Below are 21,419 nucleotides of genomic sequence, written 5' to 3'. Positions count from 1 at the left end.
GACCCCATGCGAGTATTTTTCGCGCTGGGCTTGAATGAGAGCGTGAATCTTGCTGCCAGAAAGGCGCTGGCTGACTATAAAAATCAGCTATCGGGGGAAGGGCGCGCCGTGCCTGACGCCAACTTGCACCTCACGCTAGCGTTTTTAGGAGACGTGCCGGAGTCGGTGTTACCAGCGTTGTATGAAGAGGCCAACGCTATTCGTCTCTCCTCATTTTCCCTGACATTATCACAATTAGCCGTCTGGTCAGGGCCAAACATCGCTTGTGCCACCGTCGCGACGCCGCCCGCTATGTTGTGCGATCTGGCCCATCGCTTAAGCCAGTTAGCAGCTTGGTCAGCACAGCGTGATAGTCATGCGTTTACTCCTCACATCACGTTACGTCGAGGGGTTAAAACCGTTCAAGATTTGGACGGACCGCCGCTACCGTCGCTAACATTTACTTGCCAACGCTTTGGTCTCTACGCTTCGCCTTCTCATCAAGCCACACATGGCCCGCGTGATAGTGCGGGGATAGCCTTATACCAATGCTTACATGCGTTTGATCTTACTAGCAGGAATTGAGCATGCAGTTTTCGCCACCACTCCAGTCGGCCACCTTAGTGCGCCGTTATAAACGCTTTTTAACCGATGTCACGCTGGCCAATGGCGATACCTTGACGATGCATTGTGCCAATACAGGCGCTATGACGGGTTGTGCAACCCCCGGCGATACCGTGTGGTATTCCACATCGGACAATGCAAAGCGTAAATATCCGCATAGTTGGGAGCTCAATTACACTCAGCAAGGTCACTGGATTTGTGTCAATACGGCCCGCGCCAACACCTTAGTGGTCGAGGCGATTGAGGCTGGGCGTATTCCTGAACTAGCTGGCTACGCACAATTACAGACAGAAGTACGCTATGGCAGCGAAAACAGTCGCATAGACCTTCTATTACGTGACGATGACAAAACGGACTGCTATATAGAAGTAAAGAGTGTCACCTTATTAGAGGAGGATGGCTGGGGAGCCTTCCCAGATGCGGTATCAACCCGAGGGCAAAAGCATCTGCGTGAACTGATTTCAATGGTCGAACAAGGCCATCGTGCCGTATTACTGTTTGCTGTTTTGCATTCAGGGATTGAAAAAGTCACCGGTGCCCCCCATATCGACGCGGACTATAATCAGTTATTAAATGACGCGGTGGCGGCGGGTGTGGAAGTAATTTGTTACCAAGCTGAGTTGTCGCCAAGTGAGCTAATACTGGTTAATTCCGTACCTTTTGTTGCGAATACAGCAAAAGTGTAGACATGTTCACACTGGGCGTAGCAGGGCGTAAATCAAAGATTGCCACCCTATAGGCTTTCTGATATAGATAGCGCCCTCATTTGACTGACACGGGTCATGTCAAGGTGTTTTTAGGAGAAGCTGAATGCCAGAAAGCAAAGAAAAGAAATCGCTGGGCATCCTGGCCATTGCCGGATTAGAGCCATACCAGGAGAAGCCTGGTGAGGAATATATGGGCGAGCCACAGCTCGAGCATTTCCGTAAAATCCTCAACGCGTGGCGTAATCAGCTCAGGGAAGAAGTCGATCGTACGGTTAACCATATGAAAGACGAAGCGGCAAACTTTCCCGATCCTGTTGACCGAGCGGCGCAGGAAGAGGAGTTCAGTTTGGAGCTGCGTAACCGCGATCGTGAGCGCAAGTTGATCAAAAAAATCGACAAAACCCTACAACGCATTGAAGACGATGACTTCGGTTTTTGTGACTCGTGCGGTGTGGAAATCGGTATTCGTCGCCTTGAAGCGCGTCCGACCGCCGAGCTATGTATCGACTGCAAAACGCTTGCTGAGCTTAAAGAAAAGCAAATGGCGGGCTAATTGCCCCGACAGCCAATGCAGTGAATTGGCGGTATACCCAATTGGATAAAAGGGAGCTTCGGCTCCCTTTTTGTGTCTTGGTATGCTTGTGTTCAGGCTATATCCCCGTACAATTTGCGCTATTCCTTGTTGCCACTAGGCTTATGCCCTTGATTGCCCGCTTATCATGACCTCGCACACGCACTATATTGGCCGCTTTGCGCCTTCACCGTCCGGCCCTTTGCATTTTGGTTCCTTGGTCGCTGCGCTAGGCTCCTACTTAGATGCACGCGCTCACGATGGACAATGGCTGGTGAGAATCGAAGATATTGATCCGCCGCGAGAGGTTGCAGGGGCAGCGAGTGATATTTTGCAAACACTCGAAGCCTATGGGCTGCATTGGGATGGTGCGGTGCGGTATCAAAGTGAGCACTTGCTTGATTATCAAGCGCAGATTGATGCGTGGTTAGCCTCGGGCGAGGCGTACTATTGCACGTGCACACGTAAACAAATTAAAGCGGCAGGTGGCATCTATTTAGGGACATGCCGAGAGAAGCATCACGGGCCAGAGCAAGCGGCGGTACGTTTAAAAAGCCCGGTAGCAATCCTCGCCTTTGAGGACCGGCTTCACGGTACGCTAGACATGGATGCGGCACTTGCCCGTGAAGACTTTATTATCAAACGGCGTGATGGTCTGTATGCCTATAATCTCGCGGTGGTCTTGGATGACATTGACCAAGGCATTACGGATGTGGTGCGCGGCGCGGATTTAATTATGCCCACAGGGCGTCACATTGCCTTATATCAAAAGCTGGGTAAGGTGGCGCCACGCTATCTACACTTGCCCTTGGCAGTCAATGCCGATGGGAACAAATTATCTAAGCAGAATCATGCTCCCGCGATTAATCGCGCCGACCCAATGCCAGCGTTGCTAGCCGCATTAGCGTTTTTGGGAATGCCATTTTCTCCGGATTGGCGCTCGGCGAAACCGGGAGAATTATTGGCAGAAGCAGTAAAAAGATGGTCAATAGCCACCCTGCCACGGGAAACAGAGGTAAAGACAGCATTCTAAAATTTCCCACCCTGATATATTATATGCCGCTGTTTCATGGCCCGAACTGTAAATGACGAGGTGAGCTATCTTTAATCGAGTGACCAGCTTTTGCCGTAAGGTTCTGAATCGTGATAATAAATCACGAGCAATAGAGGATCTTAAGTTGGAAGTTATCCCCCGCAAAGCACATGGCATTTCGCGAAAAGGTATCAGCGAAAATGCGCTGAAAGTGCTCTATCGCCTGCATAAAGCGGGCTATGAGGCGTACCTCGTCGGTGGCGGTGTGCGTGATTTACTCTTGGGGCGTGACCCCAAAGACTTTGATATCGCCACCAATGCCACGCCAGATGAAGTGCGTAAGTTATTCCGAAACTGCCGCCTTGTCGGACGGCGATTTCGTCTTGCCCATATTCTGTTCGGCCGTGATGTGATTGAAGTGGCGACCTTCCGAGGTCATCACACTGATCCGAAGAAAAGTAAGCACACGGCGCGTTCAGAAGACGGCATGCTGCTAAGAGACAATGTCTATGGCAGCATTGATGAAGATGCACAACGTCGCGATTTCACCGTTAACGCGTTGTATTACAACATCGCTGATTTTTCGATTCGAGATTACGCCGGTGGTGTGGACGACCTGAACAACCGCATTATTCGTTTGATTGGTGATCCTGAAACGCGCTATCGCGAAGATCCGGTGCGGATGTTGCGTGCGGTACGTTTTGCCGTCAAACTCGACATGACCATCAATCCGGCCACGGCCGCACCGATTGAAACCTTGGCCCCGTTGCTACAAGAAATCCCGTCGGCGCGCATGTTTGAAGAAAGTCTGAAACTGCTGCAAGCAGGTCAAGGCTTGGCAACCTATAAAATGTTGCGAGAGTATCATCTCTTCGAACAGCTTTTCCCTGCGGTTGCGGCGCACTTTACCGAAGAGCACACCAGTCAAACCGAACAAATGCTTGAGCAGGTCTTAAGCTCCACGGATAAACGGATCGCCAACAGTCAACGGATTAATCCGGCCTTTTTGTTTGCGGCCATGCTTTGGTATCCCGTGGTAACACGTGCTGAGGAGATGACGTTCGAAAGTGGCTTGAGTTATTACGATGCCTTTATGGTGGCCGCTAACGACATCCTGGACGAGCAAGTGAAAACGGTGGCAATTCCACGCCGTTTCACGGCAATGGTACGAGAAATCTGGCAACTGCAAATGCGCATGACGCGTCGCACAGGGGCTCGCGCCTTCAAATTGCTCGACGAATCCAAATTCCGTGCGGCGTTTGATTTGTTAGAAATGCGTGGTGCGGTTGAAGGTGGAGATACCGAGGTGCTAGGTGCATGGTGGCGTGATTTCCAACGTGCCGACCAAGGTGGCCGACAGAAAATGGTCCGCGCCATTAATAAAGTGAGTAATACACGTAAACCTCGCCGTCGTAAGCAAGCGCCACGACGACGTAAACCACAATCGAATTCATCTTCATGAATCGTGTGTATATCGCCATTGGTAGTAACTTGGGGAACCCGATAGAAAAGGCGAACCAAGCGATTGCTGCCTTAAAGCAATTGCCGCAAAGTCAGTTTGTTGCGGTATCTCCGCTTTACACGAGTAAACCTATGGGGCCAGCTGATCAGCCGGATTATATTAACGCAGTGATTGCGCTGGACACCCACCTTGACCCTTTGACACTATTGGATGCAACGCAAGCGATTGAGCTTGATTATGGCAGGGAACGCAAAGCAGAACGCTGGGGGCCAAGAACCTTGGACCTCGACATTTTGCTCTATGGCAATCGCGTCATCGATCATCCGCGACTGACGGTGCCACACTACGGCATGAAAGTGCGCGAGTTCGTGCTTTATCCACTTGCCGACATTGCCCCCGACTTGTGCTTGCCCGACGGCAGCACCCTCGCCGCGAGCCTGACGCGCGTCGATCGTAATGGTTTAACCCGTATTAGCGATCACGCTTAATCGGTGGGCCCCAGTTTCAGGCTTTGGGAGACATAATGAAAAAAATCACAATCACTGATCTGATGACATGGAAGCAGCAGGGCCAAAAGTTTGCATCACTGACGGCTTATGATGCGAGTTTTGCCCAATTGTTCGAGCAACAGGAAGTGCCTGTTTTACTTGTGGGCGATTCGCTTGGAATGGTTCTGCAAGGAAAGAGCGATACCTTATCGGTGTCGGTTGAAGAATTGGCTTATCACACCCGTTGCGTGCGTGCGGGTAGCCCAAATAGCTTGCTGATGGCAGATATGCCATTTATGAGCTGTGCCACACCGGAGCAAGCCTGTGCCAATGCTGCTGAGCTGATCAAAGCTGGCGCCAATATGGTAAAGATTGAAGGCGGATCATGGCTGGTGGACGCAGTAAAAATGCTGACCGAGCGTGCCGTACCTGTTTGTGCGCACTTGGGTCTCACCCCGCAATCGGTCAATATTTTCGGTGGCTTTAAAGTACAAGGCCGTGAGGAAGATAAAGCCGAGCAGATGGTGGCTGATGCGGTCGCGCTAGAAAAAGCCGGCGCGCAGATCATCTTGCTGGAATGCGTTCCCGCCTCACTGGCTAAGCGTATTACTGACACCGTGTCGGTACCCGTGATTGGAATCGGTGCGGGCGGTGACACCGATGGTCAAATTTTGGTCATGCATGATATGCTCGGTGTCTCTGCTAATTACATGCCTAAATTCTCAAAAAACTATTTGGCTGAAACTGGCGATGCGCGTGAAGCGGTGGCCAAGTACGTCAAAGAAGTAGCAAGCGGTGAGTTTCCGGGTCCCGCACATACGTTTAAATAGAGAGGCCGAGTATGCAGGTGATTTCTGAGGTTGCGCCGCTGCGCGATCAGATTAGCCAGTGGCGAAAAGCCGATAAACGCATTGCGTTTGTACCCACAATGGGCAATTTACACCAAGGGCATTTAACGCTGGTGCGTAAGGCGCGTGAGCTTGGTGAAGTGGTGGCGGTGAGCATCTTTGTGAACCCGATGCAGTTTGACCGTGCAGACGATCTGGCCAATTATCCACGCACTTTGGAAGACGATTTAGCCCAATTGCGTGAAGAGGGCGTCGATCTCGTCTTCACCCCGAGTGCTGAGGTGCTTTATCCTCAAGGGCTTGAGACACACACCACGGTGGACGTCCCAGGGCTCTCCACTATGCTGGAAGGCGCATCGCGCCCCGGACATTTTCGTGGGGTGGCGACCGTCGTCACTAAGCTCTTTAACTTAGTACAGCCCAGTGTGGCGTGCTTTGGCGAGAAAGACTTCCAGCAACTTGCTGTGATCCGCAAAATGGTCACAGATATGGCGATGCCGATTGAGATTGTCGGTGTGCCAACTGTGCGTGAGAGTGATGGCTTGGCGATGAGCTCTCGCAACAACAACCTGACTGTCGACGAGCGTCAACGCGCGCCCGTACTCGCGAAAACGATGCGTTGGATGAGCGCACAGATGCGTAATGGCCGTCGTGATCTGGACGATCTGATTGAAGATGCGCACGATCAACTCCGTGCCGCTGGCTTGCAACCGGATGAGTTTTATATCCGTGATGCGTCAACCCTTGGCCAAGTCACTGAAGAGAGTCGTCAAGCTGTTATCTTAGTGGCGGCTTACTTGGGACAGACTCGCTTAATTGACAATCTGGTGGTTGAGTTACAGCGTGCCGCGGACAAGGCTGAAAAAGCCGAGTCAGCCAGTCACTAGCCATCACCATCCATAAAGTAGGAAATCCGTGTTCTTGGTTTCAAATAATCTTTAATTTCCTGCGGTAATTTAGAGATAGGCACGGCGGTGTCTATCTCTAGATCGCTCTCTCGCATATCAATAATGGTCGCTTGATCCGCGGGAATTTCTGGGTCGTAAAGCATGACGTTGGGTTTCAGCAGAGCACTACTATTGACCGATACGATCATTCCCGTCTCACCACTTGAAAGCCTCACCACGGTGCCGGGTGGATACACGCCCATCATTTTGACAAACAGTGCCAGCAACCGCGGGTTAAATTTCTCTTTGTTGTCTTTAAAAAGATGAGATAGGGCGGCAAATGGCATGCGTGCCGGCGCACCAAATTGAGGGCGGCATAACCGATCGTAAAAGTTCATCATGCTGACGATTTGCGCCATCTCGTCGATATTATCCCCTTGAAGGCCGTCAGGAAAACCACTGCCATCGGCGTACTCATGGTGCTGGGCAAGGATCTTCTCCACGCTCGGCGTACACTCATCCATCTCGGTAATCAGCTCCGAGCCGTAAGCGACATGCAAGCGATAGTAATTCATCTCAGGTTCAGTCAGGCGCTCTTTTTTACGAATAATCGCCGACGGGACTTTTTTGGTCCCAATATCATGAAGAACGGCGCCGGTTAAAAGAGCGCGGATTTTATCATTGTCGTAACCATGGCTTCTGGCCAGCATCAGGGCCAATACCGCCACATTCAACGAATGCGCATACATATCTTCCGCAAGCGAAGGGTCGTCCATTAAATGCAAGGTGACATTCGCTTCGCTACCGACAACCATGAGGCTATCCACCAGCATGCGCACATCCTCATTGGCGGCTTGGGGGCGCTGTGACACCTTCATATTGATAGCGCGAAGCTGTGCCATAGAACGTTGATAGTGTTGCTGTACTTTCTGAATACGGGCGCGAAAACGGCGCTGCTCTTCTATCCGTTTCTGCTTTTCTTGCTCCATGGCTTCTTTTTCACGGTGCACGGCGTTGGGATCCACCTCGTCAGGATTTTCCGTTTTCTCGGCAAGTGCAGGGAGAGGCGTCGAAATGCTTTTATCTGGGTAGTAATACACGAAACTAATCGGGAGCGAGCGAATCACCTTGGCTTGTGCATCGCTCTCAATTTGAAAACGATTCAGCATAAAAGGGTGATCACGCCACTTCAGTGGGAGTTTTATATATAAACCGGCTTGTAGCCGTTCGGTCGAAAGCTTAATGCTACCTGCTGCCATGCTCACTCTGGGAGATTTGCGCCTGTTTGGTCCGTGAATGAATGTGGTGTTACGCCATACTACCAGTACAGTATGTGGTTTAATGCGGGGTGTCACACAGACTATTGATATCTCTGATATCCCCACTCAATCATGTTGCCACTGATGTATTACAAAGATAGCCGACTTTAATTGATTCGGCGGGCGTTTTTCCCTAGCTAGATAGGAAAACCAACATGAAGCGTGATGGACAGATGATAAACGTGAGTGTGGAGATAACGAGATAAAAAACAGATAAAAAAATCCCCACTCGTGAGAGCAGGGATTCTCATAAATATGGTGCCCGGAGGCGGAATCTATCGCGGCCTGCAAGGCCACCGACACGGTGTCGGCATAAAAAAATCCCCACTCGTGAGAGCAGGGATTTTCATAAATATGGTGCCCGGAGGCGGAATAGATTGCGACCTGCAAGGCCACCGACACGGTGTCGACATAAAAAAATCCCCACTCGTGTGAGCAGGGATTCTCATAAATATGGTGCCCGGAGGCGGAATCGAACCACCGACACGGGGATTTTCAATCCCCTGCTCTACCGACTGAGCTATCCGGGCTAAGGAGCGCTATTTAATAGTATTAACTGCATAATGTCAAAGTAAATTTCAGCTTAAACGCCTAACAAACAATATTCATTACTGATTACACCCTGTTTTGTACGAAGTGTGAGCATTCTCGCTAATTTCAAATCCGGCATGCGGCATGCATTTCTTTATACGCCTTTCTTTCGTCGTCCCATCCAATGTTTAAGTGACTGTATTTTTTGTCTTTAATGTCTATTTTTCTCTCGTCGGATGGTTGTATTTCTTAACATTCTCTTTGTATTTGTGTGGCTAAAAAACCGTCACTCAGCCGATAGTTGCTACACTTATAAAACGAAATAGAAAACATATGTTTTTAAACAAACAGTTAGAGCAGCTTTGTGATGGAAATTACCCTTGGAGAGTCATTAGATATCACCCAGATTCAATCAATTAAAGAAGAAATCGCAAACAAAATCGGCGACGAAAAGCAGTGCACCCTAGACGCGGGCAGTGTCAATCGTATCGATGGTGCGGGCCTTCAGTTGTTGCTTTGCTTGGTTCGGACTCAAGAGGAACTGCAATGGCAAAACGTGTCTGAAAGTCTTTATGGCGCGGCGCAAACCGCAGGCATGGTCGAGCTACTAAAGCTCAATCGTTAAACATGGAGTTGGGGTAAGAGGATGGCAAATATACTTGCAGCAGATGATTCAGTATCCATTCGGCAAATGGTGAGTCATACCTTGAAAGAAGCCGGTTACCAAGTTGAAACGGCAAACGATGGCGCAGACGCATTGCGCAAAGCGAAGACCAAGAAATTCGACCTCATTATTTCAGACGTCAATATGCCAGTGATGGATGGGTTGGAATTTGTGCGACAAGTACGCGGCGTGCCGCAGTACAAATTTACTCCCATCTTGATGTTGACCACCGAAACCTCAGCAGAGAAAAAGTCGGCCGGTAAAGCTGCCGGAGCGACGGGCTGGATCGTTAAGCCGTTTAATCCAGACACCTTACTGAAAACACTACAGCGCGTGTTGTAAGGCGCATCGACGGAGGGTTCTATGGCCATGGACATGGACCAGCTACGGCGCATTTTTTATGAAGAATGCCGCGAGAATCTGGAAGTGCTGGAGCGAGAGTTATTGGCTCTTGACCCCGAAGCCACTGACCTAGAATCAATTAACACCATATTCCGTGCTGCTCACTCGATTAAAGGAGGGGCCGCGACATTTAATCTCGATGATATTAGTCATTTCACCCATGACATGGAAACGCTGCTTGATGAAGCGCGTGAAGGGAAGCGGCAGCTAGATAGTCACACTATTGATGTGCTGCTGCGTGGTGGGGACTGCATTTTGTCCATGTTGGAGTCGTATGAAAACGACACTGACTATGACAGCTCTGAACGTGATGCGGTGACCGCAGCGTTAAACGCCATCATGGGAAATGAGGCCGCAGCGCCCTCCGAAGCGCAAACGCCTGACGTCGCTGAAGTCCCCGCTGTCTCGGTAGCGGGCGAATGGCTGGTTGGTTTTGAGCCTCACCCAGACATGTTGTTTTCCGGCAATGATCCGGTACGTATTCTTCGAGAACTCGAAGCACTACCCGGTGGAGCGGATATTGTGTGTGATCCCTCTGCTCTGCCAGATTTTACCGAACTCGATCCCGAGCAATTGTTTTTAAAATGGCAAGTGCGCGTTGATGGGCATATTCCCCGTGAAGATATCGAAGCGATTTTTGATTGGGTCGAAGATGAGTGTGAGCTGAGTATTACGCGCAATGAGGAAGCATCGACAGGATCAGCTTCTTCGGCGACTGCTTCAGCTTCAGAGAATACAGTGGCTTCTGACAACGCGCCTGTGGCATCAGCGCAGCCTGCACAGGAACAAACATCGGACAAGGCTCAGCCGGCCAGCAAATCCAGTAGCAAAAAAACGGCGCCCAAACCGGCTGCGAAAAGTGATGCTAGCGTTTCCTCCATTCGTGTTGAGATCGACAAAGTCGATAACCTGATCAATTTGGTCGGCGAATTAGTGATCACACAATCTATGCTGGCTGAACTCAGTAGTAACTTCTCGCCAGAAAAACTCGAGCAACTCCAGTCAGGCCTCGAGCAGTTGATGCAAAACACCAAAGAGCTACAAGAGAGTGTGCTCGATATCCGCATGCTGCCGATTAGCTTTGCCTTTAACCGTTTCCCTCGTTTGATTCGCGACCTGTCATCGCAGTTGGGTAAGCGTGTAGAGCTCATGATTGAAGGGGAAAACACTGAACTGGATAAAACGGTTTTAGAGCGTATCTCCGACCCGCTGGTGCACTTGGTGAGAAATGCGGTCGACCATGGCTTGGAATCCCCCGAAGAGCGCAAAGAAAAAGGCAAACCTGAAACTGGGCTAGTGCATTTGAATGCCTATCATCAAGGCGGCTCTATTGTGATTGAAGTTAGCGATGATGGTGCCGGACTGAACAAAGAAAAAATCTGGCAAAAAGCGCTGGATAAGGGCCTCATCTCAGATGACTTACCGATTGATGAGTTGACGGACACGCAAGTGTTCAATCTTGTGTTTGCTCCGGGCTTTTCAACCGCTGATCAGGTATCAGACGTATCAGGGCGCGGTGTGGGGATGGACGTCGTGCGCCGTAATATCGAGCAGTTGGGCGGTAATATCGATGTGCACTCAGCACCCGAAAAAGGCAGCACATTCAAAATCAGTTTGCCATTAACGCTGGCGATTTTAGACGGACAACTCGTCAAGGTGGCGGGCCAAGTTTATGTGGTGCCACTTATTTCTATTATCGAATCCATTCAAATTGATAGCCAACAAATTAAAACCGCGTCTGGCGTACAACTTTATCGCCTACGCGATGAAAACATCCCTATTTTGCGCTTAAAAGAAGAATTTGGGTTAGGGCACTGTGGCGAGGATCTCGATAAGCAATTGCTTTGCTTGGTTGAAGCGGGCGATAAGAAAGTCGGGCTGTTGCTCGATGAATTACTGGGTCAGCAGCAAGTCGTGATCAAAAGCTTAGAGTCTAATTATACCCGCGTGGCAGGTATTTCCGGTGCCACTATTTTGGGGGACGGCTCGGTATCACTCATCCTCGATATCCAAGGACTCATTACGCAATTCTTGTCGCGCGTCAGTGACGCTAGCGGTCATATCGCCGCGGCATAAGGAGAGGCCATGCAGAATCTGATGCAGTCGGAAGACGTGGTGGACATTGACGACCGCGTCGATCGTTTACAAGGCAGCGATTACCTGAGCTTCGATTTAGCGGGTGAGCTTTATGGCGTGGATATCCAAACCGTCGAAGAGATCCGAGTTTGGGAGCCGCCAACACTATTGCCGCGTTCTCCGGAATTTATTCTCGGCGTCATTAACCTGCGCGGCATGATTGTGCCTGTCATGGATCTACGTGTGCGGTTTAACACCAAAAAAGCGGACTACCACCGTGAAACGGTCGTGCTGATTTTACGCGCCAGTGAAGCCGCGAACCACAAGGTCATGGGCGTTGTGGTGGATGCGGTATCAGATGTGGTGGATCAAGGTGAAGGACAGATTATGCCACCTATCGGTGATTCCCAAGTGATTGCCTACGTAAGTGGCCTGCTCAATGTTGACCAGCGGGTAATGTCATTAATCAATGTTGATGAGTTGCTGCGTATCGAGCACTGGATATAGGTGAAATAAATATGGAGCAATCACGAGAGTATTTGAGTTTTTTACTGGAAGACGAAGAGTACGGCGTGCACATCTTGGATGTGAAAGAAGTTCGCGGTTGGTCACAAGTGCGACGCATTCCTAATTCGTTGCCGCACATGTTAGGTGTACTGGAGTTACGGGGAGAATACATCCCCATCATGGATATTCGCCAGTGTTTTGGTATGCCGCCAGCCACGCTGACCTCAATGAGCGTAATTATCATCGTAAGAGACAAGCAAGGTATCTCGTTGGGCATCGTGGTCGATGCCGTGGCAGAGGTACATAACTTGAGTACAGAGCAAATTAAAGCCCCGCCTGGGCTACATCGACGCGAAGAGTGGTATATGGAAGGGATCGCCTCGGTGAATGATAGGCATGTGGTCCTGATTAATTTAGAGCAGTTATTCGACTTTGATCAGTTACAGCAAACAGCACAACCCGAGATCGCGAACGAGGACTAGAATATGGCGTGGTTTAAAAGGGAAGTACAGCAAGAGCAACAAACCCAACAAACAAAGCAGAATGTGCAGCTTCTTGCGGCACTCAATGTCGCGCCTGCTGCACTCATTATGCTCGACAATCAACTGCAAATTACACTGATTAACCGACGGGCATTGCAGTTGTTGCAATGTTATCAAGCGGCGATTCGAGAGCGCGGTAATACCGAATTCACTGCCCAAAGTGACATGCTTTTTGGCAAACCAATGAGTGCAGTATTGCCGTCAGACTTGGTCGATTATCAGCAATGGCAGCAGCTATTAGACGACAAGCCCTCGGTACAAAACATTGAAATTGGCGCTGGGAAGCTGCGCGTGTCTGCCAGCAAAGTGACGGATGGGCAAGGCTTTAGTGTTGAGCTCAGTGATATAACCGCACGCGCTCACCAGAGCGAAGAGCATAGCTTGCTAAAAGGCGCATTGGATAATACCCACAGTGCGTTTGTTATTTTAGGAACGCACGGTGAGATCACGCATGTGAATGAGCAAACCGTCCGCTTATGTAAGCAGCATGAGCAGACATTTCGCAGTAAAAACAATGCGTTTGTTGCGAATCGTGACGATATTATCGGTAAGCAAATCGATTATCTGTTTCCACAGCTTCAGCGCGACACCTTCTTGTCGCCGAATAACTTACCCATTAATCGTGATATTCGCTTTAAATCAGCCCGTTTTGAGTTTCATGCGACGGCAAGTTACGACCGACATGGTAGCCACATCGGCACTACCATAGAGTGGCGTGATGTGACAGAACGTCGCAAGAAGGAAGCTGAGCGTTCGCTACTGGCGGCTGTGGTAGAGGGCATGACCACTAATGTGATGCTGGCGGATAAAGACGGCATTATCCGTTATCTCAACCCCGCGGTGACAGACTTGTTTAATGGTCGTGAAGAGGAGATGCGCCAAATCTATCCTGGATTTTCTGCCGACAAATTGGTGGGTACCAGCATTGATCAGTTCCACAAAAATCCTGCCCATCAACTCTCGATTATTGCGTCTCCAGAACGTATGCCGTTTAAAGCGGAAATTACCGTAGGTGAGGTGGAGTTTGCTCTTAACTGTATTGCCCTTTATGACGATGACGGCGAATACATCGGCCCTGCGCTTCAATGGGAAGACATTACCGAGCAAATGGACGGCCAGCGTCAAGTGGAGCGACTGATTGCTAAAGCGGCAGAAGGCAACTTAAGCGATCGCATGAATACCAAGAAGTATCGAGGTTCAATGGCCAAATTGGGTAACGGAATTAACCAATTACTCGATAGTTTCGTCGACCCATTGAACGAATGCATTCGCGTGATGCGTGGCGTATCGAAAGGTGATCTGAAAATCAATATGCCCGAGGATTACAAAGGGGACTTTGAAGATCTGAGCCAAGCGGTGAATGCTTCAATCAACAACTTGCGCAATATGGTAGAGAAGATCACCCATTCTTCAGCACGTGTGGCGTCTGCCTCCGCTGAGATTGCCGAGGGTAACAACGATCTGAGTGAACGCACTGAAGAACAAGCGGCCAATTTACAGGAAACCGCAGCGAGTATGGAGCAGATGACGGCTACGGTGAAGCAAAATGCGGAAAGTGCGGCCTCTGCGAATACTTTATCGTCTAAAACCAGTGAAAAAGCGCGCAAAGGTGGTGAAGTGGTCAAAGAAACCGTTGAAGCCATGGCCGAAATCAATGATGCGAGTAAGAAAATTGCTGACATCATTGGCGTGATTGATGAAATCGCCTTCCAAACCAACCTATTGGCGCTGAATGCGGCCGTTGAGGCGGCGCGAGCGGGCGAGCAAGGTCGAGGTTTTGCCGTTGTCGCGGGCGAAGTCCGTAATTTGGCGCAGCGCAGTGCTGGTGCCGCCAAAGAAATCAAAGAACTGATCAAAGACAGTGTAGAGAAAGTCACTCAAGGCTCGAAACTGGTCGATGAATCTGGGGAGATGTTGGAAGAAATTGTCTCTTCGGTGATGGAAGTATCTCAGCTTATTGACAAGATCAACGCGGCGAGCCAAGAGCAGGCGACCGGAATCGACGAGATCACCCGCTCTGTGGCGCGTATGGACCAAATGACGCAGCAAAACGCAGCTTTGGTGGAAGAGGCCGCAGCATCTAGCCAGTCAATGCGCGATGAGAGTGCTGAATTGATTAATCTAATCGGTTTCTTCCAAATCGATATTGATGCCGAAAAGTTAGTCGATAAGCAACTTGCACAATCGAATGCGAAACCCGCTTCACCCCGTTCATCGGTCGCGGTGAAGAAAGAACCAGCGCCTTATCGCAATGGAGAAGCCGCGCCAGCAGCACGGCTAAAAGCGGTGAATTCGGGGAAAAGCGCGGCGTCTGAAGTCAGTGATGAGTGGGAGGAGTTTTAAGCGTGAGTGCGCCGGTGAGCTCGTCATCTGCGAGTGCATACTCGTTCAGCCAAACGCAATTTAAGTTTGTGCAGACATTTATGCTGAATGAAACCGGTATTTCGTTGGCGGACAAAAAGAAAAGTATGGTGTATAGCCGTTTGGCGCGCTGTTTGCGCCGAACGGGCGTGGCAAACTTTGATGACTATTTTGCGTTGGTGGAGAAAAGTGCTGACGAGCGAGTGGCTTTTATCAATGCACTCACCACCAATAAAACGCAATTTTTTCGCGAGCGTCATCACTTTGATTTCCTCGCCCATCAGTTGATCCCCCTGTGGCAACAACGTAAGCAAAAGCGGGTGAGGATTTGGTCGGCAGGGTGCTCTACCGGTGAAGAACCTTACACCATTGCGTCAGTATTGGCGGGTCACGGCATGATTGGTGGTCAAATGGATGTTCATTTATTGGCAACGGATCTCGACACCCAAGTATTGAACACCGCGAGCAACGGCACCTACAGCTTGGAGGTTGTTAACACCATCCCGCCGGAGTATCTCAAACCGGGCTTTCTCAAAGGAAAAGGGATTAAGCAGGATTTATTTAAAGCCAAACGAGCGCTACGCGACATTATTAGCTTTAAGCAACTTAATCTAAAAGGTGAATGGCCTCACAAGCATGCAATGGATGCGATTTTTTGTCGTAACGTGATGATTTATTTCGAGCGCGAGACGCAGCAATGGTTAATTGAGCGCTTTTGGCGCCAATTAGCGCCGGGCGGCATTTTATTTATCGGCCACTCTGAAGGCATTGGAAAAATGGCGGATAAATTCGACAACCTCGGCCATACCATGTATCGCAAACGGGAGTGATATGCACCAAGCACTAGAACTGCACCATCATGCCCAAGAAAAAACCGTAAAGCGTTTTTTTAGTCCAGAGCATGACAGGCACATGGTGAAATTGAAGCCGGGAGAGATTTACGTCAGCTCGGACGACGAGCTTATCGCGACAGGGTTAGGGTCGTGCATTGCTGCATGTATCTGGGATCCTCTCGCCAATATTGGCGGCATGAATCACTTTATGTTGCCACTTAAAGATGACCAAGCGGCGAAAGAATGGAGTGCAGAGCAATACATGTCTCATGCGGCCCGATACGGCAATTATGCCATGGAGATCCTCATCAATACCTTGTTGCAACAAGGGGCGATAAAAAACCGTTTACGCGTCAAGCTCTTTGGTGGGGGCAATATCATGGGGCAGAACATCGCTATAGGGCGCAAAAACATTGAGTTTGTTCGTCGCTATGTTGCCAATGAAGATCTGACCTTAGTCTCGGAAGACCTTGGCCAGTCTTTTCCTCGCCGCGTGTTGTTTGATCCCAGAACTGGAAAAGCTTGGGTGAAGAAAATTCAGTCTCTCAGTCAAAAAGAGCTGGTGGCAGAAGAGGCCCAATACAATCAACGCTTGCTGCAAGAATCTCGAGATGACAGCGCTGATAATCAAGATGTGGAGCTGTTTTGATGAGTAAGTATCGCTATAAAGTACTGATCGTTGATGACTCACCGCTCTATCGAACATTGATTCGGGAGTGTCTTGAGAGTGATCCTGCCCTTGAGGTCATAGGGGCGGCGGAAGATCCTTATGAAGCACGGGAAAAAATTAAGAAGCTAAATCCGGATGTGATTACGTTAGACATTGAAATGCCGAAGATGAACGGTATTCAATTTCTTAAAAATTTGATGCGCTTACGGCCAATGCCTGTGGTGATGGTATCGACCTTGACCCAGCATGGGGCCGAGGTCACTTTATCGGCATTGGAGATTGGTGCGGTCGACTATGTGCCTAAACCGTCTGCCAATATTGCTACCGCCATGACCCAAGAACGGGATGAGCTAGTGAGTAAAGTGAAAGCGGCGGCCCAAGCCAACATCGGTCAACCTCTGTGGGGTAAACAAGCAGCACCCGTGCAGGTCAATCGCCATCATTATAATCGCAAAGGATATGAAGTTATTGCGCTGGGTGCTTCCACTGGTGGTACGGAGGCGCTAAGGGGGGTGCTTGAACGACTGCCCGAACACATGCCGCCCATCGTCGTTACTCAGCACATCAAGGCGGCTTTTTGTGGGCCTTTCGCTCAGCGGTTAGACCGAGCTTGTCGTTTATCCGTCGAAGAAGTAACGGCTGATCGCATGCCGCTTATTCAAGGGCATGTTTATGTGGCGCCGGGCGATCGCCACCTTACGGTGGTAAATAGACAAGGTCATTTATATTGCCAACCGACCGATGAAGCGCCGGTTGAGCGTCACCGCCCGTCTGTTGATGTGATGTTTTCCTCTGTTGCGGAAGCCGTCGGTGCTAAATCGGTGGGGGTCATATTAACTGGAATGGGGAGAGACGGGGCGTCCGGTCTTCTAAAAATGCATCAAGCCGGTGCATTAACCGCGGCGCAGGATCAAGCCAGTTCTGTGGTATGGGGGATGCCACGTGTCGCAATTGAACTCGGGGGCGCATCACAAGTCCTTCCGCTCTCTAATGTGGCAAATTTCTTAGTGGAGACAGTCTATGGCAAGTGATTCAAAGTCCCTAATATGGCCACCGATATTGACGTTACTCCTCACGATTGGCTTTGCGTTATGGTCGATGACGTGGCAAGCCGGTGTGTTTGCTGTGTTGGTATTCGCATTAATGGGGGGACAGCTTCTTCATTTATCGAAAAAGCGCGCTTCGATTGATATGGAAGAAGGGGCCGACATGGTGGAAAAGGATGCCCCTGAACAACTGTTACGCCGTATTCATCATATTTTATCGATTGAGTTGGTACCAATCCGTGAGCAGTTAGCGCGTCAACGAGAGGTGATTGATGAATCGGTTGAAAGCCTAAATGGGAGTTTCTTTAGTATGCAAAGTGCGTGTCAGGACCAAGTCGCGACCACGACCAGCATGGCAAATGAACTACTGCATAACGAAGAAAGCGAGTACAGCCTGACCAAGGTGTTACCCGAAACTGAACGTGCGATTGATGCTTATATCGACATTATGGTCAAGGTCAGTGATAAAAGCGTGTCGTCCATTTATACCATTGAAGAAATGTCGAGCAAACTCAATGAGGTGTTTGAGCTGTTGGATGATGTGCAAGCCATGTCCGATCAAACTAACTTGCTTGCATTGAACGCTGCTATTGAAGCGGCGCGCGCCGGCGAAAATGGACGCAGTTTTGCGGTCGTAGCCCAAGAGGTTCGTTCGCTCGCGATTAAAGCGACGGATCTCAATACTGAAATCCACAAGCATATCGACCTTGCCCAAGAAAGTGTCGATAAAACCAAGGATACCGTGGGTGAAATCGCTTCTCTAGATATGACCGAGTCTATTCGTTCCAAAGAACGTATTGACTCCTTATTAGAGGGGGTGAAATCGGTCAACGATCAGGTAGGGAAAGAGATTGAGAGAGTATCAACATTGGGTGAGCAAGTACAAAGAGAAATCAGCTCGTGCATCAAGAACCTACAATTTGCTGACATTATCACGCAACAAGGAGGTCACATACTCGACAATCTGCATATTTTGGAAGAATTGAACGCATTGATTATTGAAACCATGTCTGAAAAGGATATCGATTGGCATGCGCTAAATGAAAAGGTTAATGAAATTGAAGAGAAAGCAGGCTCTGCTGATCGAGCGCCTGCGAAACAGCAATCCCTCGATGAGGGTGAAATAGAATTATTTTAGAGGTGCCAATGAGAATTCGACGCGAAGATCAAGGTGATGGAAAACAAGTGATCTTGCATGTTAAAGGCGAGTTTAATTTTACCTTAGTGCAGGAGATTCGAGAGGCATACGCGGATCTTAAAAGCCAAGAAGTCGTTGTTGACCTCCGAGAAGCGACCTATATGGATAGTGCGGGACTCGGTATTCTTTTGAACATGCAGGACTATTTAAACAAATCTGATGGTTCAATTCGGCTAATCAACTGTCCGGATGCGATTAAGCGTGTGTTGTTTATCGCCAAATTTGAGAAAAAATTCAAAATAGAGTGAGTCGCCTATGAACGTGTTGGTGGTCGATGATGAGCCGGCGTTGGTGCACTATATTGCAGCAGCCTTAAAGGACGAAGCTGATAATATCAGCATGGCGATGAATGGTAGCGAGGCGCTTCAACTGTTGGGGGCTATCTCGCCGGAAATGTTTCCAGACTTGATCATCTCTGATGTCAACATGCCTAAAATTGATGGGTTTCAAATGGCGCAGGAAATACGCAGGCGTTTCCCGCAAAAGTTGCTACCTATCATATTTTTGACCGGCATTGATGACCAAGATATTTATGCAAGCTGCATGCAATACGGTGATGACTTTTTGAGTAAGCCGGTGGATGTTGCGACGCTTATCGTTAAAGTGCGGACCCACTTTCGTCATACCTGTCTGTTCCGCGAAGTCACCTTCCAACGCGACCAGCTGAAACAATTCCAAGAGGCTACCGTCTATGAGCACGCGATGGCAAGCCAAATTTTTGAGCGTTTGATGTCATTTAGTTTATCGGGCGTATCAGGGGTTGATAGTTACTCAGGCTCATACAGTCTGTTTAATGGCGATGTTACCATGATATTACCTAGGCCTTTGGGTGGGCTATATATCCTGATTGCTGATGCCACAGGGCATGGACTTCCTGCTGCAATAAGTACTATTCCAGCAGTGAAAACCTTTATCACAACCGCTCAACGAGGCTTACCGGTGGGCGATATTGCCAGTGAAGTTAATACTCACTTACGCAACTTTATGCCCGTTGGCACTATGCTCGCTGGTGCGGTTTTGGAAGTGATGCCAGATGGATTAACTGTGAATATGTGGACCGGTGGGATGCCGGATGCTTACAGTCTTGATCAATATGGGCAAGTGTTAGAAACCCATCACGGCCGACACATGGCACTAGGGGCGCAAGACAGGGCGAGCTTTGATGCGACTATCACGCGGTTACAGTTCAGGGAAGGGCAGCGTTTATTCCTAGCCACAGATGGCGTAATTGAAGCGAGAAATCAGTCTGATAAGCAGCTATCTGAAATTGGACTTATTCGAGCGCTAAGTGGTTGTCAGGGCAGCTTAATTGAGCAAGTAAAGCGTACACTTTCAGCCTTCGCAGGGGATGCTGGCGTCACTGATGACATTTCCATGTTAGAGCTTTCTTTTCCGATTGCTTGCCCTGAAAGGCTGGACCATACAGTTTCACTGCAACCTTATTCTGTCGTCCCATCGTGTACTCAAATTCGTTTTGATACCGAGTTACTGAAAAAAGCCGATTTAATCGCTGATTTAAGAGGGCGAGTAAAAGGCATCGTGGGAGAAAGTACTGACCTTGATTTAATTTGCACTGTGATATCAGAGCTTCTCAATAATGCGCTCGATTATGGTATTTTGGGCCTAGAGTCCGTATCGAAAAACGATGTGGATGGTTTCTTTAATTACTATCTATCACGGCAAGAAAAACTCGATGCGCTAAGTGGTGAGCATTACATTGAGTTGGAGTTAGATTTTCAGCCCAAGGTACAGCGTTTTATTTTGAAGATAGCGCACTCAGGGAAGGGCTTTGATTATGAACGTCAAATCCGAGAAACCAACCATGATGCGGAGAGCTTGTCTGGGCGAGGGATTACGTTGATTAAATCGATATGCGAGCAGTTTAGCTACAGTGATCAAGGTCGAGCCGTTGAAGCAGTTTTTAAGCTTAACAATGGCCAAGCGTAACGGATAGGCTTGTAACTGGGGTGGAGCGCCTAGTCGGGGGCGCCTAGCCCAGTGGCCTATTTGGCAATAGCCAAACAAAAAAAGCGCCAACCTTTCGGTTAACGCTTTCTTTAAATGTGGCTCCCCGGCTGGACTCATCGGGGACGCCTAGTCGGGGGCGCCTAGCCCAGTGACATATTTGGCGATAGCCAAACAAAAAAAGCGCCAACCTTTCGGTTAACGCTTTCTTTAAATGTGGCTCCCCCAACTGGACTCGAACCAGTGACATACGGATTAACAGTCCGCCGTTCTACCAACTGAACTATGGGGGAATAATGGTGCCTCGAGGCGGAATCGAACCACCGACACGGGGATTTTCAATCCCCTGCTCTACCAACTGAGCTATCGAGGCAATGGTGCCGGCTGCCGGAGTCGAACTGGCGACCTACTGATTACAAGTCAGTTGCTCTACCAACTGAGCTAAGCCGGCACACAAATCGCGAAATACTGTGTGTCACACCATTATTTCATTATATGGTGCCCGGAGGCGGAATCGAACCACCGACACGGGGATTTTCAATCCCCTGCTCTACCAACTGAGCTATCCGGGCCAACGGGGCGCTATTAAACGGATTTTCCGTCTCACCGTCAACTGTTTTTTTGAAAAAAGTGCGCTAATCGTGTTGTTTGGATAAAAAGGCAGCGAAATGCCATAAAAGTGCACAATTTTCAGGGTTTCATCAGA

The 21,419-nt window shown here is 49.3% G+C and carries 21 protein-coding genes and 5 tRNA genes; 20 read left to right on the top strand and 6 right to left on the bottom strand.

Features of this window, described 5'->3' with window-relative positions; translation table 11 throughout:
- Positions 1–6 precede the first annotated feature (6 nt).
- The 8 genes from thpR (at position 7) to panC (ending at position 6,599) form a co-directional block, all read left to right on the top strand.
- The gene (gene thpR / locus E8E00_RS11220) at positions 7–564 is read left to right on the top strand and encodes an RNA 2',3'-cyclic phosphodiesterase (RefSeq protein WP_096630868.1); all 558 of its coding nucleotides are present in this window, start codon (positions 7–9) and stop codon (positions 562–564) included.
- 2 nt (positions 565–566) lie between these two features.
- A complete protein-coding gene (gene sfsA / locus E8E00_RS11215; RefSeq protein WP_077478976.1) occupies positions 567–1,289 on the top strand; it encodes a DNA/RNA nuclease SfsA in 723 nt (240 codons plus the stop codon).
- Positions 1,290–1,413: 124 nt separating this feature from the next.
- A complete protein-coding gene (gene dksA / locus E8E00_RS11210; RefSeq protein WP_069586438.1) occupies positions 1,414–1,863 on the top strand; it encodes an RNA polymerase-binding protein DksA in 450 nt (149 codons plus the stop codon).
- A 166-nt stretch (positions 1,864–2,029) separates the two neighbouring features.
- Positions 2,030–2,914 (top strand): tRNA glutamyl-Q(34) synthetase GluQRS, encoded by an 885-nt coding sequence (gene gluQRS, locus E8E00_RS11205; protein WP_096630871.1) that lies wholly within the window; start codon positions 2,030–2,032, stop codon positions 2,912–2,914.
- 103 nt (positions 2,915–3,017) lie between these two features.
- A complete protein-coding gene (pcnB, locus tag E8E00_RS11200; protein ID WP_069588471.1) occupies positions 3,018–4,376 on the top strand; it encodes a polynucleotide adenylyltransferase PcnB in 1,359 nt (452 codons plus the stop codon).
- Complete coding sequence (gene folK / locus E8E00_RS11195; RefSeq protein WP_096630874.1) at positions 4,373–4,864, top strand: 2-amino-4-hydroxy-6-hydroxymethyldihydropteridine diphosphokinase; 492 nt, start codon at positions 4,373–4,375, stop codon at positions 4,862–4,864. Before pcnB ends, folK begins: the two co-directional genes overlap by 4 nt.
- A 35-nt stretch (positions 4,865–4,899) precedes the next feature.
- Complete coding sequence (gene panB / locus E8E00_RS11190; protein ID WP_077455323.1) at positions 4,900–5,694, top strand: 3-methyl-2-oxobutanoate hydroxymethyltransferase; 795 nt, start codon at positions 4,900–4,902, stop codon at positions 5,692–5,694.
- A gap of 11 nt (positions 5,695–5,705) precedes the next feature.
- A complete protein-coding gene (gene panC, locus E8E00_RS11185; RefSeq protein ID WP_069588419.1) occupies positions 5,706–6,599 on the top strand; it encodes a pantoate--beta-alanine ligase in 894 nt (297 codons plus the stop codon).
- On the opposite strand, the gene E8E00_RS11180 is transcribed toward panC, so the two are convergent.
- Complete coding sequence (locus tag E8E00_RS11180; protein ID WP_096630877.1) at positions 6,596–7,858, bottom strand: HD-GYP domain-containing protein; 1,263 nt, start codon at positions 7,856–7,858, stop codon at positions 6,596–6,598. The genes panC and E8E00_RS11180 overlap by 4 nt on opposite strands.
- Positions 7,859–8,372: 514 nt before the next feature.
- Positions 8,373–8,448: transfer RNA gene (locus tag E8E00_RS11175), tRNA-Phe, on the bottom strand.
- 368 nt (positions 8,449–8,816) lie between these two features.
- Here E8E00_RS11175 and E8E00_RS11170 point away from each other — a divergent pair.
- From E8E00_RS11170 to E8E00_RS11115, 12 genes are read left to right on the top strand one after another with little or no spacing between them, the layout of a single operon-like run.
- On the top strand, positions 8,817–9,074 hold the full coding sequence (locus E8E00_RS11170; protein ID WP_069588424.1) for a lipid asymmetry maintenance protein MlaB: 258 nt from the start codon (positions 8,817–8,819) through the stop codon (positions 9,072–9,074).
- Positions 9,075–9,095: 21 nt separating this feature from the next.
- Positions 9,096–9,455 (top strand): response regulator, encoded by a 360-nt coding sequence (locus E8E00_RS11165; protein WP_069588426.1) that lies wholly within the window; start codon positions 9,096–9,098, stop codon positions 9,453–9,455.
- A 21-nt stretch (positions 9,456–9,476) separates the two neighbouring features.
- Positions 9,477–11,591 carry a chemotaxis protein CheA gene (locus E8E00_RS11160; protein WP_096630881.1) on the top strand — a complete coding sequence of 705 codons (2,115 nt, stop codon included), beginning with the start codon at positions 9,477–9,479 and terminating at the stop codon, positions 11,589–11,591.
- Positions 11,592–11,600: 9 nt separating this feature from the next.
- On the top strand, positions 11,601–12,098 hold the full coding sequence (locus E8E00_RS11155) for a chemotaxis protein CheW (RefSeq protein WP_077455317.1): 498 nt from the start codon (positions 11,601–11,603) through the stop codon (positions 12,096–12,098).
- A gap of 11 nt (positions 12,099–12,109) precedes the next feature.
- On the top strand, positions 12,110–12,580 hold the full coding sequence (locus tag E8E00_RS11150) for a chemotaxis protein CheW (protein WP_069588433.1): 471 nt from the start codon (positions 12,110–12,112) through the stop codon (positions 12,578–12,580).
- A gap of 3 nt (positions 12,581–12,583) precedes the next feature.
- Positions 12,584–14,983 carry a methyl-accepting chemotaxis protein gene (locus E8E00_RS17445; protein WP_096630884.1) on the top strand — a complete coding sequence of 800 codons (2,400 nt, stop codon included), beginning with the start codon at positions 12,584–12,586 and terminating at the stop codon, positions 14,981–14,983.
- A 2-nt stretch (positions 14,984–14,985) separates the two neighbouring features.
- On the top strand, positions 14,986–15,831 hold the full coding sequence (locus tag E8E00_RS11140; protein WP_240531926.1) for a protein-glutamate O-methyltransferase CheR: 846 nt from the start codon (positions 14,986–14,988) through the stop codon (positions 15,829–15,831).
- Position 15,832: 1 nt separating this feature from the next.
- Positions 15,833–16,483 carry a chemotaxis protein CheD gene (locus E8E00_RS11135; protein ID WP_077455315.1) on the top strand — a complete coding sequence of 217 codons (651 nt, stop codon included), beginning with the start codon at positions 15,833–15,835 and terminating at the stop codon, positions 16,481–16,483.
- Positions 16,483–17,535 (top strand): chemotaxis response regulator protein-glutamate methylesterase, encoded by a 1,053-nt coding sequence (locus E8E00_RS11130; RefSeq protein WP_096630886.1) that lies wholly within the window; start codon positions 16,483–16,485, stop codon positions 17,533–17,535. The genes E8E00_RS11135 and E8E00_RS11130 overlap by 1 nt, the downstream gene beginning before the upstream one ends.
- Positions 17,525–18,688, top strand: coding sequence for a methyl-accepting chemotaxis protein (locus E8E00_RS11125; protein ID WP_096630889.1), 1,164 nt, complete (start codon positions 17,525–17,527; stop codon positions 18,686–18,688). The genes E8E00_RS11130 and E8E00_RS11125 overlap by 11 nt, the downstream gene beginning before the upstream one ends.
- An 8-nt stretch (positions 18,689–18,696) precedes the next feature.
- Positions 18,697–18,996, top strand: a complete 300-nt coding sequence (locus tag E8E00_RS11120; RefSeq protein WP_096630891.1) for an STAS domain-containing protein — start codon at positions 18,697–18,699, stop codon at positions 18,994–18,996.
- 7 nt (positions 18,997–19,003) lie between these two features.
- Entirely contained in the window at positions 19,004–20,695 is a 1,692-nt protein-coding gene (locus E8E00_RS11115) for a fused response regulator/phosphatase (protein ID WP_096630894.1), read from the top strand.
- Between the two features lie 235 nt (positions 20,696–20,930).
- On the opposite strand, the gene E8E00_RS11110 is transcribed toward E8E00_RS11115, so the two are convergent.
- The 4 genes from E8E00_RS11110 to E8E00_RS11095 form a co-directional block, all read right to left on the bottom strand.
- A tRNA-Asn gene (locus E8E00_RS11110) sits at positions 20,931–21,006 on the bottom strand.
- A gap of 4 nt (positions 21,007–21,010) precedes the next feature.
- Positions 21,011–21,086: transfer RNA gene (locus tag E8E00_RS11105), tRNA-Phe, on the bottom strand.
- Positions 21,087–21,088: 2 nt separating this feature from the next.
- Positions 21,089–21,164 (bottom strand) — tRNA-Thr (locus tag E8E00_RS11100).
- Between the two features lie 45 nt (positions 21,165–21,209).
- Positions 21,210–21,285: transfer RNA gene (locus E8E00_RS11095), tRNA-Phe, on the bottom strand.
- Positions 21,286–21,419: the final 134 nt, after the last annotated feature.

Origin of the sequence: Salinivibrio sp. YCSC6 (assembly GCF_004916735.1) — a bacterium.
GTDB lineage: Bacteria > Pseudomonadota > Gammaproteobacteria > Enterobacterales > Vibrionaceae > Salinivibrio > Salinivibrio proteolyticus.
The sequence above is the reverse complement of the archived record's forward strand: the minus strand, read 5'-3'. Positions and strand labels throughout refer to the sequence as shown.